The sequence below is a fragment of the Ligilactobacillus animalis KCTC 3501 = DSM 20602 genome, from assembly GCF_001434535.1.
GTDB classification, from domain to species: domain Bacteria; phylum Bacillota; class Bacilli; order Lactobacillales; family Lactobacillaceae; genus Ligilactobacillus; species Ligilactobacillus animalis.
Map to the genome: position 1 here is coordinate 72,969 of NZ_AYYW01000057.1, position 14,403 is coordinate 87,371.

Below are 14,403 nucleotides of genomic sequence, written 5' to 3' on the forward strand. Positions count from 1 at the left end.
GCTTGCCGTTATTTTTACGGAGCTAAACGCATTCTTGCGCACTGTGATAAAAGGCGAACGTATTTTTGAAAAGACACGGACAAATTTGTATAATTAAAACAAAGACTTTTATTAGAAAGGTGGCGGTCGTTTTGTTTGCTCCATTACAAGTTATCAGTGCTAACAGTTTGTTAAAGAGCACTTTACGTATCGAAGATTATGTCAAACGTGCTGCCGATTTAGGCTACCAGAGCCTCGTTTTAAGCGATATCGATGTGATGTATGGTGTCCTTGATTTTTATCATGCCTGTCAGAAATACCAGATCAAGCCGATCTTTGGGCTGACCTTAGAATTTGAAAATGACGCGAAACTGTTATTGATCGCCAAAAATAATACGGGCTACCACAATTTGCTCAAATTGTCTTCGCTAAAAATGACCACGTTCAAGCAAGAACTTCCAGAGCTAGAAGAATTTTTAAAAGCGGTCATGACATATAGCCAAGATCTCTTTATCATCTCACCAGCTAAGGAAAGCCTATTATTAAAATACTACGAACAAGCTGGTGAGATCTTGGAGCGCTTGAAACAGACACCGGTAGCTGGGGTCTATTTAGGGATCGATCCGCTCTTGTCTAAACAAGAATTATTAGCGATCAAATTATTAGCACAGCAAACGCAGACTGCGTTGATCGCTGCCAGTGCAGTTCATTATTTAGAACCAGCTGACTATTTTGAAGTCAAAGTTTTGCGGGCGATCGGTGAAGCAGAGAAGTTGAGCGGCGTCTGGAACAAGAAGAACACTTTAGGCAAAAACTATCTTAAAGATATCAGTCAATATCATGAAGAATATCGGGCTTTAGGACTGACAAAAGCCTTAGAGGCAAATGCTAGGCTGTGTGATCTAGCCCAAGTGATACTGGATTTCCCTAAGACTAAATTGCCTCATTTTAAGACACCTAATGGGATGAGTGCTAAAGCTTATTTACAAAAACTTTGTCAAGAAGGGTTGCGACAACGGTTAGTAGCTGATCAGATAACCGAGACCAAGCCGTATTTTGACCGCTTGAAACAAGAATTAGCCGTGATCGATGCGATGGGCTTTGATGATTATTTTTTGATCGTTTGGGATGTCACTAATTATGCGCATAACAACCAGACCCGGATCGGACCAGGGCGAGGCTCGGCGGCTGGGTCGTTAGTTTCATATGTTTTAAAGATCACTGATGTCGACCCTTTGCGGTATGGTTTGTTATTTGAACGTTTCTTGAATCCCGAGCGCGCCCAAATGCCAGATATCGATCTGGATATCCCAGATACTAAACGTGATCAGATCATCAAATACGTACACCAAAAATATGGCCATGAACATATGGCTCAGATCATAACCTTTGGAACTTTGGGGGCACGGCAAGCGATCCGTGACGTTGCTCGAGTCATGGGGTTGACGAGTTTTGAGATCGATGAGTGGTCAAAAGCATTGCCGCATAAGTTTAAACTGACCTTAAAAGAGGCATATCAAGAATCACAAAAGGTCAAAAATTTGATCGCTGATAGTCAAAGAAATGAATTGTTGTTCAAAACAGCCCTTAAATTAGAGGGGCTACCGCGTCATTATTCAACGCATGCTGCAGGGGTGATCTTGAGTGATGAAGTCTTGAGCGACTTGATCCCTGTTCAATTAGGGACCGATCAGATCTTGTTATCTCAGTTTGCTAAGGGCCAAGTCGAAGAAGCTGGCTTATTGAAGATCGACTTTTTAGGCCTACGGAATTTGACGATCTTAGATAATGCACTCAAATTTGTCCGCAAGGGTTATCAAGAAAAATTAGATCTAAAACAGATCTCTTTAGATGATCCTTTGACTTTACGGCTCTTTCAAGCAGGACAGACAAATGGCGTCTTTCAATTTGAATCGACGGGGATCAAGAATGTTTTACGGCGTCTACATCCAACTTCATTTGAAGATGTTGCTGCGGTCAATGCCTTATATCGTCCGGGGCCGATCGGAAATATCGATGAATTTATTGCGCGTAAACATGGGCAACATCCTGTTAGCTATCCAGAAAAAAGTTTACAGCCGATCCTAGCTAAAACTTATGGGATCATGGTCTATCAAGAACAAGTCATGCAAGTTGCGTCAGCGATGGGGGGCTTTAGCTTAGGTGAAGCCGACCTCTTGCGCCGGGCGATCAGTAAAAAAGATCAACTAAAGATCGATAAATTGCAAGAGCGCTTTGTCATGGGTGCTAAAGCTAAAGGGTACACAGTCGCTAGTGCGCTAGAGGTCTATGAGTACATGAAACGCTTTGGTAATTACGGTTTTAACCGGTCCCACGCGGTCGCATATTCTAAAATGGCGTTTGAGTTAGCCTATCTTAAGAGCCATTATCCGGCTGCTTTTTTTGCGGCTCTATTGAATTCAGTGATCGGAAATGATAATAAGTTAAAAGAATATCTAGGTGAGATGCGCCAATTCAAGTTGCAAGTTGCTGGTCCAGATATCAACACCAGTCAGCTCTATTTTTCACTCAAAGACAAAAAAGTCGTCTTCGGCCTAGGCTCGATCAAAACTTTACGCGGTGATCTGGTCAAAGCGATCTTACAAGAACGGCGACAAAACGGTAATTTCAAGAGTTTAGCCGATCTTATCCGACGTTTGGATAAAAAACTCTTAAAAGAAGAACAACTTAAAGCCTTGATCTATGCGGGCGCCTTTGATCAAATAGAATCAGATCGAAGCAAACTATTATCACAATTACCGATGGTGTTGAGCAATATCGCTTTGAGCGGTGAAAATCAGACTTTGTTTGAGATGTTAGCACCTAAAGAAGAAAAGACGGCTGAAACGCTCTCGACGGCTGACCTTTTAGAAAAGGAATTTTATTACTTAGGGACGTATTTGTCGGGGCATCCAGTCGAAAAGTATGCTTGGCTACGTCAAAGGCAACACGCAAAATTATTGGCGGAGCTTATTCCGAATGAAACGGTCAAGACAGTCGTTTATGTTAAAAATAAGCGGGTGATCCGAACTAAAAAAGGTGAGCAGATGGCCTTTTTGCAGGTTGCTGATGAGAGTGGTGAAACTGAATTGGTGATCTTTCCGCGGGAATACCGCCGCTTTGCGACATTATGTGAACCCCAAAGCATCTTGCTAGTAAGTGGAAAAGTTGAGTTGCGCAATGAAAGAAAGAGTATCTTAGTTTCAGAGCTGGCTGCTGCAGCTGATATCAAAGAGCAATATTACTATTTACGTTTAGAACGATCACTAGCCAAGGGGACACGCCAGCAACTCTGGCGGATCTTGCGGGCTCACCATGGGGATGTTCCTGTAATCATAATCGAAGAAAATGAGAATAGGAAAATAATTTTGCAAGAAAATTTATGGTTGCGCCCAGATGAAAGCACGAAAGAAGCGCTAACAACCTTGTTAGGTAGCAAAAATGTCGTTTTGAAGTAATGAAAATTCATGAAAACTGCTTTTAAATTATTGGTGAAAATGCAATTTTTTACAAGACAACGGCGCTCAAAAGTGATAAGATTACATTTGGAGAATGTAGTACTACAATTATTACTTGAGGTGAAGAAATGAAACGCATTGGTATTTTAACAAGCGGTGGCGATGCCTCCGGGATGAACGCTGCTGTACGTGCGATTGCTCGTTCCGCTATGAATGCGGGTCTTGAAGCTTATGGTGTCAACTATGGCTACAAGGGTCTTGTTGAAGGTAACATCTTCAAGATGGAATCTTCCCAATTGGACGGTATCATCAATCGTGGTGGCACCATTCTTTACTCTGCACGTTTCCCAGAATTTGCAGAAGAAGAAGTACAATTAAAAGCGATCGAACAACTTAAAAAGTTTGGGATCGATGCTTTAGTTGTTATTGGTGGCGACGGTTCTTACCACGGTGCTTTGAAACTTACAAAGCATGGCTTTAACTCGATCGGTGTTCCAGGAACGATCGATAACGATATTCCAGGAACTGATTTCACGATCGGTTTTGATACAGCTGTCAACGTGGCAACAGATGCTTTAGATCGCATCAATGATACAGCAACATCACACCAACGTGTCTTTGTTGTTGAAGTTATGGGTCGTGGCGCTGGGGATATTGCATTATGGTCTGGGATCGCAGCCGGAGCAGATGCAATCGTTATTCCAGAACGCGATTATGACGTCAAAGCAATTGCTGACAAGTTGACTAAGAACCGTGAACAAGGTAAAGATCATGGCTTGATCGTCTTGGCTGAAGGCGTAATGTCTGCTAAAGACTTCAAGGAAGAACTTGATAAGCACGGTGACTTCGATAGTCGTGCAATTACTTTGGGCCACATTCAACGTGGTGGCGTACCAACTGCTAAAGACCGCGTATTAGCTAGTCGCTTCGGTGATTATGCTGTCCGTTTATTGCTTGAAGGCAAGGGTGGTTTAGCTATCGGTATTCGCGACAACCAACTTGTTGCAACTGATATCATCGATACTTTAGAAAACCACAAGCATGTGACAGACGTGTCATTGCTTGACTTGAACGAACGTTTGAGCTTCTAAAGTAGCAACTTATAGGTAGAGTTGAAACTACCTTAACGGGTAACTGTTTAGACTTTTGATATTTCAACGTAAAATGCAGAGCATTTAAGATTTTCAAAGGAGAGAATTAACTCATGAAAAAGACCAAGATCGTAAGTACACTTGGACCAGCTAGTTCAGATTTAGATACAATTTGCAAATTGATCGAAGCAGGCGCTAACGTCTTCCGCTTCAACTTCTCTCATGGTGACCATGAAGAACATTTAGGCCGTATGAACCTTGTGCGTGAAGCTGAAAAGGTTACTGGTAAGATGGTTGGTATCATGCTTGATACAAAGGGTGCTGAAATCCGTACAACTGTTCAACAAGGTGGCAAGCTTCACTTCAACATCGGCGACGAAGTTCGTATCTCTATGGATGCTTCTATCGAAGGTACAAAAGAAAAGATCGCTGTTACTTATGCTGACTTATACGATGACGTTCATGAAGGTGGCCACGTATTATTTGATGATGGTTTGATCGACATGAAGATCGAAAAGAAAGACGAAGCAAACCGCGAATTAGTATGTACAGTTCTTAACGAAGGTACACTTGGTTCACGTAAAGGTGTTAACGCTCCTGGCGTTTCCATCAACTTACCTGGTATCACAGAAAAAGATGCTGACGATATCCGCTTTGGTTTGGATAACGAAATCAACTTTATCGCTGCTTCCTTCGTACGTAAGCCTCAAGACGTTTTAGATATTCGTGAATTATTAGAAGAAAAGAACATGGAACATGTTCAAATCTTCCCTAAGATCGAATCTCAAGAAGGTATCGATAACTTTGATGAAATCTTGAAAGTTTCTGATGGTTTGATGATCGCTCGTGGTGACATGGGTGTTGAAATCCCAGCAGAAAACGTTCCTTTGGTACAAAAAGCATTGATCAAGAAGTGTAACGCTGCTGGTAAAGCTGTTATCACAGCTACACAAATGCTTGATTCTATGCAAGAAAACCCACGTCCTACACGTGCTGAAGCTTCTGACGTTGCTAACGCTGTGTTTGACGGTACAGATGCAACAATGCTTTCTGGTGAATCTGCAAACGGTGACTACCCAGTTGAAGCTGTTGCAACAATGGCTCGTATCGACGTTAAAGCTGAAAATGCATTACGTCAACACAAGTCATTCTCATTGAACGAATTTGACAAGACAGACGTTACAGAAGCAATCGGCCGTGCCGTTGCTGAAGCAGCTGACAACTTGAACATCAAGACGATCGTTGCTGCTACAAAATCTGGTCACACAGCTCGTATGATCTCCAAGTACCGTCCAGATGCTGACATCTTGGCAGTTACATTTGACGAACGTACACGCCGTGGTTTGTCTGTAAACTGGGGTGTATTCCCTGTTGTTGCTGAAACACCAGGTTCAACAGACGAAATGTTCAACTTGGCAACAGAAAAAGCTAAAGAAGCTGGCTTTGCTAAGGAAGGCGATTTGATCTTGATCACAGCTGGTGTTCCAGTTGGTGAAAAGGGTACAACTAATGTTATGAAGATCCAATTGATCGGTTCTAAATTAGTTGAAGGCCAAGGTGTTGGTGACGAAACTGTTATCGGCAAGGCTGTTGTAGCTACATCTGCTGCTGAAGCTAACGAAAAAGCTGTTGAAGGTGCAGTTCTTGTAACAAAGACAACTGACAAAGACTACTTACCAGCTATCGAAAAAGCATCTGCTTTGATCGTTGAAAACGGTGGTTTAACATCACATGCTGCTGTTGTAGGTATCTCAATGGGTATTCCTGTTGTTGTTGGTGCTGCAAACGCAACTGAATTGATTGCTGACGGTGAAGTTGTAACAGTTGATTCTCGTCGTGGTATTGTTTACCATGGTGCATCAAACGCACTTTAAGCCGAACGCTTAACAAATTTAAAATAAATAACTAGTTATCGGACCCGCTTCATTTGAGGCGGGTCTTTTTGTATGACTTTATCCAGCTAGCTTTTTGTGCTATGCTAAAATTATTTGTGGTAGATATATAAATGCTAGGGGTTGGAAAGATGAGTAAGGAGATCGTTTTTGGTCCAAAAAAAGATTTTATTTGGATCGATATCAAAAAAGATGATGAAAATGTAGTCCAGGAGCTAAAAAGCCAAGCCAAGCTCGATAAAGAACTGTTGGGTTATGCTTTGGACGAACACGAAAATGCTCACGTGGAATATGACGCTGAAGAAGAGCTCTTGTTGATCGTTTTTAATGTGATCAAAAAACACAGTGAACGATATGAAACGACACCGGTGGCTTTTATCATCAAGCAAAATGAGCTGTATAGTTTTACGACCGCTAAAACAGCTTATGTGACTGAGTTCATTGAAGGGTTGATCACGCGCCAGCCCAATCTCAGTCGTTTGAGTTTGATCTTTAAGACGCTTTATCAGATCGTGGGGGCATTTTTCCCAGTGATCAAAGAGATCGATAAAAAACGTTTGGCTTTGACAGAAAAGCTAAAAACTAAGACGACTAACCGTAATTTGTTGGAGCTCTCGGATCTAGGGATGGGCTTAGTTTATTTAGTCAATGCAACACAACAAAATTCATTATTATTGGCACAATTAAAAAAGATCTCACTTTATCGCTATCTGACAGAAAATGAACAAGAAGAGCTAGAAGATGTCGAGATCGAAGCTTATCAGTTGGTGGCGATGGCTAATTTATCCGATCAGATCTTAGGTCAGATCTCGGAGACCTATAATAACTTATTGAATAACAACTTGAACGACACGATGCGTTTATTGACGATCTGGTCGTTATTGTTGACGGTCCCGACTATTGTGACGGGCTTTTTTGGGATGAATGTTTTATTACCGTTTAAAGATAGTCCATTTGGCTGGCTCATTATTATTTTTATCAGTATGTTTTTATCGATCGGACTGTTAGAGACGATCCTAAAACGCATAAAATGAGGTGAAAGATATGGGTAAGCAGACTATTTTTATGGTAGAAGACGATGCAACGATCATTCAAGTTGTCAGTGAAAAATTGAACTCTTGGGGGTATGCTTGCAAGGGTGTGACCGATTTTCAAAATGTGCTAAGTGAGTGTTTAGAACTCGATCCTCAATTGGTCTTGTTGGATATTTCATTGCCTTACTTTAATGGCTTTCATTGGTGCCAAGAGATCAGAAAACATTCGCAGGTGCCGATCATTTTTATCTCATCAGCTGCTGATCAAATGAATCAGATCATGGCGATCAATTTAGGTGCCGATGATTTTATCGTCAAACCGTTTGATCTCAATTTATTAGTGGCTAAGATCCAAGCCTTATTGCGGCGTAGTTACCAGTATAATCAGGTACAGACCGTTGATACCTATCGTTTACAAGGATTTACTTTTACGCCTGAGGAAAATATGATCGCAAATGCTGAGAGTAAGTTGAATCTATCGCCCAATGAGACTAAGATCTTGGTTATTTTATTACGTGAACGCGGTCAGATCGTTTCGAAGACACAGATGGTCGAAGCGTTATGGCAAGCCGATGACTTTATCGATAGTAATACATTAGCGGTCAATATCACCCGGATCCGTAAGAAATTAGCCTCAGTCGGGATCAAGGATCTGATACAAACGGTCAAAGGAAAGGGGTATTTGATCGAGGATGAAACAAGTATTTAAATTGATCAAAGCTTTTATCTGGGAACATAAAGCGACCTATCTAGTATGGTTATTATTACTGGGAACCCAAGGCTTGACGTTGTATCTATATGATCAGACCCAGGCGATCTTAGGTGATACGCTATTGTTTAGCTGTTTGATCATTTTTAGCTATACGTTAGTTGCCTTTAGTCGGTGGCAAAGAAAGCTCAAGCAGTTACAGCTCTTACAGGCCAATTTTTCACATGAGCTTTTACCCTTAAGCACTAGTCAAGCAGAAATGCTTTATCAGCAGATCGCTGAAGAATTAGAACAAAAATTAGTAGCCGAATTAGAACATAGTCGTTTGAAAAAACAGGAGATGTTAGAAGACTTTGGCATTTGGCTACATCAAGTCAAGACACCAGTATCTGCTTTAGACCTTTTGATCCAAGCGCAAGGCAACGATCCTAAGATGCGAGCTGAGTTGTTCAAAGTCAATGAGTATCTCCAGCTGATGTTAAATTATTTGCGTCAACAATTGGATAATTCTGACCTTGTTTTTGAACAAGTCGCCTTAGATCAGGTGATCAAGGAAGTCTTGAAAAAATATGCCCTCTTTTTTGCTCAAAAAGGGCTACGGGTGGAGTTTGTCGACCTTGATGCCAAAGTCACGACCGATAAGAAGTGGTTGATCTTTATTTTAGAGCAATTGATCTTCAATGCGATCAAATATACTAACACCGGAACGATAACGTTTATCTTTAATGGCGATCATTTGGCGATCAAAGATACCGGGATCGGGATCAAAGCACAAGATATTCCCCGTGTCTTTGACAAAGGTTTTACCGGTTATAATGGCCGGCAAGATCAACGCGCAAGTGGTCTGGGCTTGTATTTGAGTCAAAAAGTTGCGACCAAATTAGGATGTAAACTCGAATTGACTTCTAAAGTTGGTCAAGGGACAACGGTCAAAGTTTATTTTCCAAAATATGATAAATAAATTGTTACTTTAACTTTAGTGTTATTTCAAAATGGCAACCTTACAACTTTGTAAGGTTGCCATTTATTTTGTAAGTAGGCATGAGTCGCTAGGCTTGTTATGATTAAGATATCAATTAGGACAACGGAGGAAATAATCATGAAAGAATTACTAAAGATCGAACATGCACGTAAAGTTTATCAGAGTCGTTTTAAGGGTGTTCAAGTTGAAGCTTTAAAGGATATCCAACTTGAAGTCAATGAGGGCGAATATACAGCGATCATGGGCGAATCCGGTTCTGGTAAGAGTACCTTGTTGAATATGATCGCCACTTTGGATAAACCAACATCAGGTAAATTGTATTTGAATGGTGATGATCTGACTCAGATCAAGGAAAAAGCCGCTGCAGCATTTAGACGTGAACATTTGGGCTTTGTCTTCCAAGATTTTAATTTGTTAGACACGATCTCTGTCAAAGATAACATCTTATTACCTTTAGTTTTATCACGTAAAAGTATCAAAGCGGCTAAGCCTAAATTGCAAGAATTAGCAGAGAAATTAGAGATCACCGCCTTATTAGAAAAATATCCATACGAATTATCTGGCGGACAAAAGCAACGGGTAGCGGTCGCGCGGGCGATCATTACCGATCCAGCACTACTTTTAGCCGATGAACCGACTGGGGCGTTAGATTCAAAGACCTCAGATCAATTATTGGATATCTTTGAACAGTTGAATCAAAATGGGCAAACGATCTTGATGGTCACCCACAGTTCATTAGCTGCTAGTCGAGCTAAGCGGGTCTTGTTTATCAAAGACGGGATCGTTTATCATCAACTTTATCGGGGGGAACTTGACTCCAAGGATTTCTTAGAAAAGATCAATATGACGATGGCGTCATTATTGCCACGTTAGTCAGGAGGGATCTGTATGTTTTATGCTAAATTAGCTTTCCAAAATATTCGTAAAAATAAACAGGCCTTTGTACCATTTTTACTGTCGATGATCTTTTTGACGGCCTTAAATACTTTGATGTTGATGGTCGCTAATGACCCAGGGTTGGCTAAGCTGCAAGGAGCTGGAGCGATCACCCAACTTTTTGGTTTTGGTTCTGTGATCGTATTGATCTTTTCGGTAGTATTTGCTACTTATACGGAAACGATCCTAAACAAGCAGCGTAAAAACGAACTAGGCTTGTACAATGTTTTAGGTATGGGCAAACGTGAATTATATAAGTTGACCTTCTTTGAAAAAGTGATCAATTTAGTTACAACAGTTGTTTTAGGTATCACAAGTGGTGTGATCTTTTCGCGGCTAGCGTATTTGATCATCAAGAAATTGATGGGAGTTGGTGGTGAATTCAAATTTACTTTGAACCCTTCGATCTTGATGATCACGATCTTATTTATCGCTGGTGTTTACGCTTGGCTATATTTGATCAACGCTTTTAATATCTTTAAAAGTGATCCGATCGAGTTGTTACATGCTGATCAAAAAGGTGAAAAAGAGCCTAAAGCTAAATGGTTCTTGGCTTTAGTTGGTTTAGTCTCTTTAGTTTGGGGTTACTGGATCGCGCTTACGATCAAATCGCCAGTTTCAGCGATCACTAATTTCTTTATCGCAGTACTATTAGTGATCATCGGTACCTATCTGATCTTTACAGCCGGGAGCATCGTTGTTTTAAAATTATTGCGTAAAAATGAAAACTACTACTATAATGTTAAACATTTCATTCCTGTATCAGGGATGATCTATCGAATGAAACAAAATGCGGTCGGTTTGGCTAGCATCTGTATCTTGTCAACGATGGTCTTAGTCACAGTTTCAACGACAGCTGGATTGTTCTTTGGCTTAAATGATCAAGTTCAACAGATGTTTCCACGCGATGTTATGGTCACTTCAGCAGAGCCACTGACGAAACTCAAACAAGTAGCTAAGACCTATGCTGCTGAGGAGGATGTTAAATTAAGTGATATGCAATATAGCCGGGCCAGTCAACCTTTATTGGTTACCAAAGATGCTAACAATTTTAAGGTTTCTGATCGGATGTATTATTCTGTTTCAGATGTTGATAAATCGGCTAACGTGGTTTTGATCAGTTTGAGTGAATATAATACTTTGACAAAAGATAATTTATCTTTAAATAAAACTGATGACATCTTTATGTATACTACCGCACGGAGTTATCCTGAAAAGACAATGGTATTGAATGGACATAAGTATCAGATCAAGCAACAGGTCAACAAATTAAAAGATACTGGATTGCTTAATGTGTCACCGGTCGATTCCTACATTGTCGTTATGAAAGATCAACAGCAGATCGATTCGCTTTTGAAAGAGTGGTTTGATACTAAGAAAGGTGAAGCGTATTTAGCACCAGCTTATGCACTTAACTTCAATATTGACCTCAAAGATCAAGCTAAACGTAAAGCATTCATCCGTGGACTAAGCAAAGAGTTTGCTAAAACTTCGGATAAACAATGGTATTCCTTTCAAGATAAGGATAGCTATCGCGAAAGTGTCAAACGCTTTGATGGTGGGTTCTTCTTCTTAGGGATCATTTTAGGGACAGCTTTCTTACTAGCTACGACATTGATCATCTATTACAAGCAAGTTTCTGAAGGGATGGACGACCGCGAGCGCTTTGTGATCTTACAAAAAGTTGGGATGGATGAAGCTGAAGTTAAACGTGTGATCCACAGTCAGATCATGATGGTCTTCATCTTCCCATTAGCCTTTGCGATGTTACACGTTGCATTTGCTTTCCCACTGATCAAAAAGATGTTGGTCTTATTTGGGATCACTAACTGGCAGCTATTCTTAGTAGTTACACTCGCGGTTGCGCTGATTTTTAGCATTCTGTATTATATTGTGTATCAACTAACTGCACGGGTCTATTACCGTCTAGTTGAACGTTAAGTAGTAAAAATTTAGGAGAGAAAGAAGATGAGTCTTCTTAAAAAAGGTTTAACTGGTTATCAGTTAAAAGTTTTAGCAATGATCTTTATGTTGGTGGATCATTTAAATATGTATTTAGGGCCAGAGTTACATTGGCCGTTATGGATCAATTTTTTAGGTCGTTTTGTGGCGCCAACATTTTCATTTCTATTAGTTGAAGGATATTTTCATACCCGTAATAAACGGCGGTATTTGAAGCGCTTATTGCTCGGAGCATTAGTCGTAGGGATCGGTAATATTATCTACAATCTCTTGACTAAGGCATATATCAATCCGTTCGATCATCAACCCAATTACTTACTGTTTCTCGGGCCACATAATATCTTTTTGACGTTAGCTTTACAGCTGATCATGATGTGGTCATTGGATAATATTTTAAATAAGCATAGACGTAAGGTATCATGGCCGGCATTTATCGTAAGTGCTTTGCTGATGTTTGCTTTTGCAGAAGGTGGGGTCTATCTCTTGCCGTTAGCTTTGATCTTCTTCTTAGGTCGTAAGTATCACAAGCAAGCGCCAATGCTTTGGACAACGTTTTTCTGGTGTGCTCTGTTATTTGCTAAAGCTTATTACAGTTACAGTAGCGGGGCGATAGCTTCAGTTTCACTCTATGATCATTTGACATTTGCCAGTGAATTTATGATGGTAGCCGTCATTCCATTGATCTGGCTATATAATGGCAAACGTGGTGGCAGTGGTAGTCAAGCTGAAAAGTCGTTCTTCTATATCTTTTATCCAGTTCACCTTTGGATCATTTACTTGATCAAAGCCTTTGTCTAAACAAATATGAATAAAAATAGGCTCCCTATGAGGTAAGATCTTACCTCATAGGGAGCCTTTTTATTAGATTTAGTTATTTTTGCGGAGATCGATAACATTTAAGACTGGGGTCAATTCACCCGAACTGTTACCTACAAGTCGCAAAGTCATATTTTGCGGATTTAATTTGAGTTGCATGACTTGATCTAAATACATGTCAGAGTAGCCCTTGTAATACACATCTCCAAGCTCAGTTACGATCTTTTCATTATAATCATGGATATCTTCATCTTTATCAACGATCACTAATTGAAAGGCTTGATTTAAAGAGCACACACCGACTTTGGAAAAAGGACCGACGCCATCATCAAAATCGAGTAGAACGATGGCATTTGGATCTTCAAAAAATGGACGTAATTTGGTAGCTGCTTCATCTGTAATGGTTAATTTCATTTTAAAATACCTCCCTTAACTGATATGTATATTATCTATCACTTGTTAACTGATTACAACATATATGCTTACAAAAAATTAGCTGTATGAAGATAGAATTATTTACATGCTTCGCTTATAATTGAATTAGTTAGAAAATTTAAGAAAGGCCAGGTGATAATATGTCCTTGATCATCAAAAATGAAGGTAATATCTGCCTTGAGTCTAAGCAAACTATCAGGCTCGATCCTAAAGAAAATGTAGCTTCTACGGCAGAAGATATTTATCTATTTACGCATTTATCGACGGATCTTTTGCAGATCTTAGCTGATAAGCGACGCAAAAATCTTGTTTATTTACCACAGATGTTACTCAAACAGCTTCAAAAATTAGTTCAAGCAGGTTTCATCAGACCTTTGAATTTTAGAAAGATAAAGTGCTATCCCTATAATTATCCTGTTCAGATAGCAGATCTCTGGGTCACTGCGTTTCCAAGTGATGATGGTTTGAATGGAGCAGTCAGTTTGTTGCTCGAACATGAAGGTAAAGCGTTTGGCTATACAGGTCGTTTTATCACGCGCGGAGCACATAAAAAGCGGATCAAGAAATGGAAAAAAGCTTTTCAGACGGCTAAGTTAGATCTGTTGTTATTAGATAGTGCGGCGTTACAGACCAGCGAAGCTTTTGTATCAAACACTAAAAAATTCAAAAGTTTCTTAGCAAATCTATCTACGACGGACTTACCAGCTTTAAAATTATCGGAATTAGCCCCAGAAGAGATCCTGGAATATCAAGAAATTGCTAAACAAGCTGGCAGAACTTTACTGCTGGCACCAGATCTTGCTATTTTAGCTAAATTACTATTCCCATTTGATGATTTTACAGCTGCGACGCCAACTAACTTAAAATTAGCCACGGAAAAACCAGAAAAATTCATAATTCAAGCAGGAATTGCTAAGCAAGATACCATCATTTATAATAAAGATAGTATAAAAGATATTGATGTGATCGCAGCTGATCAAAGCGAGAGCAAATTAAAAGAAGTCGTGCATGTGATCGCCCCAACGCAGTGTTTGAGCTATGGCGAAAAGACCTTAGAGGCGATCGAACCTTTGACTAAGACAGTTAGTTTTTCAGAAGAAAGGGTGTAG

Annotated in this window: 11 protein-coding genes; 10 read left to right on the forward strand and 1 reads right to left on the reverse strand. The window is 40.1% G+C overall.

Features of this window, described 5'->3' with window-relative positions:
• The first annotated feature begins 131 nt into the window (after positions 1–131).
• The 9 genes from dnaE (at position 132) to FC30_RS08275 (ending at position 12,841) form a co-directional block, all read left to right on the forward strand.
• On the forward strand, positions 132–3,437 hold the full coding sequence (dnaE, locus tag FC30_RS08235) for a DNA polymerase III subunit alpha (RefSeq protein ID WP_010689117.1): 3,306 nt from the start codon (positions 132–134) through the stop codon (positions 3,435–3,437).
• 128 nt (positions 3,438–3,565) lie between these two features.
• Positions 3,566–4,528, forward strand: coding sequence for a 6-phosphofructokinase (pfkA, locus tag FC30_RS08240; protein WP_010689116.1), 963 nt, complete (start codon positions 3,566–3,568; stop codon positions 4,526–4,528).
• A gap of 113 nt (positions 4,529–4,641) precedes the next feature.
• On the forward strand, positions 4,642–6,402 hold the full coding sequence (gene pyk / locus FC30_RS08245; protein WP_010689115.1) for a pyruvate kinase: 1,761 nt from the start codon (positions 4,642–4,644) through the stop codon (positions 6,400–6,402).
• 149 nt (positions 6,403–6,551) lie between these two features.
• A complete protein-coding gene (locus tag FC30_RS08250) occupies positions 6,552–7,454 on the forward strand; it encodes a magnesium transporter CorA family protein (protein ID WP_010689114.1) in 903 nt (300 codons plus the stop codon).
• A 10-nt stretch (positions 7,455–7,464) separates the two neighbouring features.
• Positions 7,465–8,163: a response regulator transcription factor gene (locus tag FC30_RS08255; protein ID WP_010689113.1), complete on the forward strand. Its 699-nt coding sequence runs from the start codon at positions 7,465–7,467 to the stop codon at positions 8,161–8,163.
• Complete coding sequence (locus FC30_RS08260; protein ID WP_010689112.1) at positions 8,147–9,124, forward strand: sensor histidine kinase; 978 nt, start codon at positions 8,147–8,149, stop codon at positions 9,122–9,124. The genes FC30_RS08255 and FC30_RS08260 overlap by 17 nt, the downstream gene beginning before the upstream one ends.
• Before the next feature lie 138 nt (positions 9,125–9,262).
• Positions 9,263–10,018, forward strand: a complete 756-nt coding sequence (locus FC30_RS08265) for an ABC transporter ATP-binding protein (RefSeq protein WP_010689111.1) — start codon at positions 9,263–9,265, stop codon at positions 10,016–10,018.
• A gap of 15 nt (positions 10,019–10,033) precedes the next feature.
• Complete coding sequence (locus FC30_RS08270) at positions 10,034–12,022, forward strand: ABC transporter permease (protein WP_010689110.1); 1,989 nt, start codon at positions 10,034–10,036, stop codon at positions 12,020–12,022.
• A 27-nt stretch (positions 12,023–12,049) separates the two neighbouring features.
• Positions 12,050–12,841 carry a TraX family protein gene (locus FC30_RS08275; protein ID WP_010689109.1) on the forward strand — a complete coding sequence of 264 codons (792 nt, stop codon included), beginning with the start codon at positions 12,050–12,052 and terminating at the stop codon, positions 12,839–12,841.
• Between the two features lie 69 nt (positions 12,842–12,910).
• On the opposite strand, the gene FC30_RS08280 is transcribed toward FC30_RS08275, so the two are convergent.
• Complete coding sequence (locus FC30_RS08280; protein WP_010689108.1) at positions 12,911–13,273, reverse strand: iron-sulfur cluster biosynthesis family protein; 363 nt, start codon at positions 13,271–13,273, stop codon at positions 12,911–12,913.
• A gap of 161 nt (positions 13,274–13,434) precedes the next feature.
• Between FC30_RS08280 and FC30_RS08285 the strand changes: the two genes are divergently transcribed.
• Positions 13,435–14,403, forward strand: coding sequence for a hypothetical protein (locus FC30_RS08285; protein ID WP_010689107.1), 969 nt, complete (start codon positions 13,435–13,437; stop codon positions 14,401–14,403).

Bases quoted from the DNA above. Each gene is read 5' to 3' on its own strand.
- FC30_RS08260 (WP_010689112.1), top strand. From the start codon at position 8,147: ATGAAACAAGTATTTAAATTGATCAAAGCTTTTATCTGGGAACATAAA.
- FC30_RS08265 (WP_010689111.1), top strand. From the start codon at position 9,263: ATGAAAGAATTACTAAAGATCGAACATGCACGTAAAGTTTATCAGAGT.
- pfkA (WP_010689116.1), top strand. From the start codon at position 3,566: ATGAAACGCATTGGTATTTTAACAAGCGGTGGCGATGCCTCCGGGATG.
- FC30_RS08280 (WP_010689108.1), bottom strand. From the start codon at position 13,273: ATGAAATTAACCATTACAGATGAAGCAGCTACCAAATTACGTCCATTT.
- FC30_RS08250 (WP_010689114.1), top strand. From the start codon at position 6,552: ATGAGTAAGGAGATCGTTTTTGGTCCAAAAAAAGATTTTATTTGGATC.
- FC30_RS08275 (WP_010689109.1), top strand. From the start codon at position 12,050: ATGAGTCTTCTTAAAAAAGGTTTAACTGGTTATCAGTTAAAAGTTTTA.
- FC30_RS08255 (WP_010689113.1), top strand. From the start codon at position 7,465: ATGGGTAAGCAGACTATTTTTATGGTAGAAGACGATGCAACGATCATT.
- FC30_RS08270 (WP_010689110.1), top strand. From the start codon at position 10,034: ATGTTTTATGCTAAATTAGCTTTCCAAAATATTCGTAAAAATAAACAG.
- FC30_RS08285 (WP_010689107.1), top strand. From the start codon at position 13,435: ATGTCCTTGATCATCAAAAATGAAGGTAATATCTGCCTTGAGTCTAAG.
- pyk (WP_010689115.1), top strand. From the start codon at position 4,642: ATGAAAAAGACCAAGATCGTAAGTACACTTGGACCAGCTAGTTCAGAT.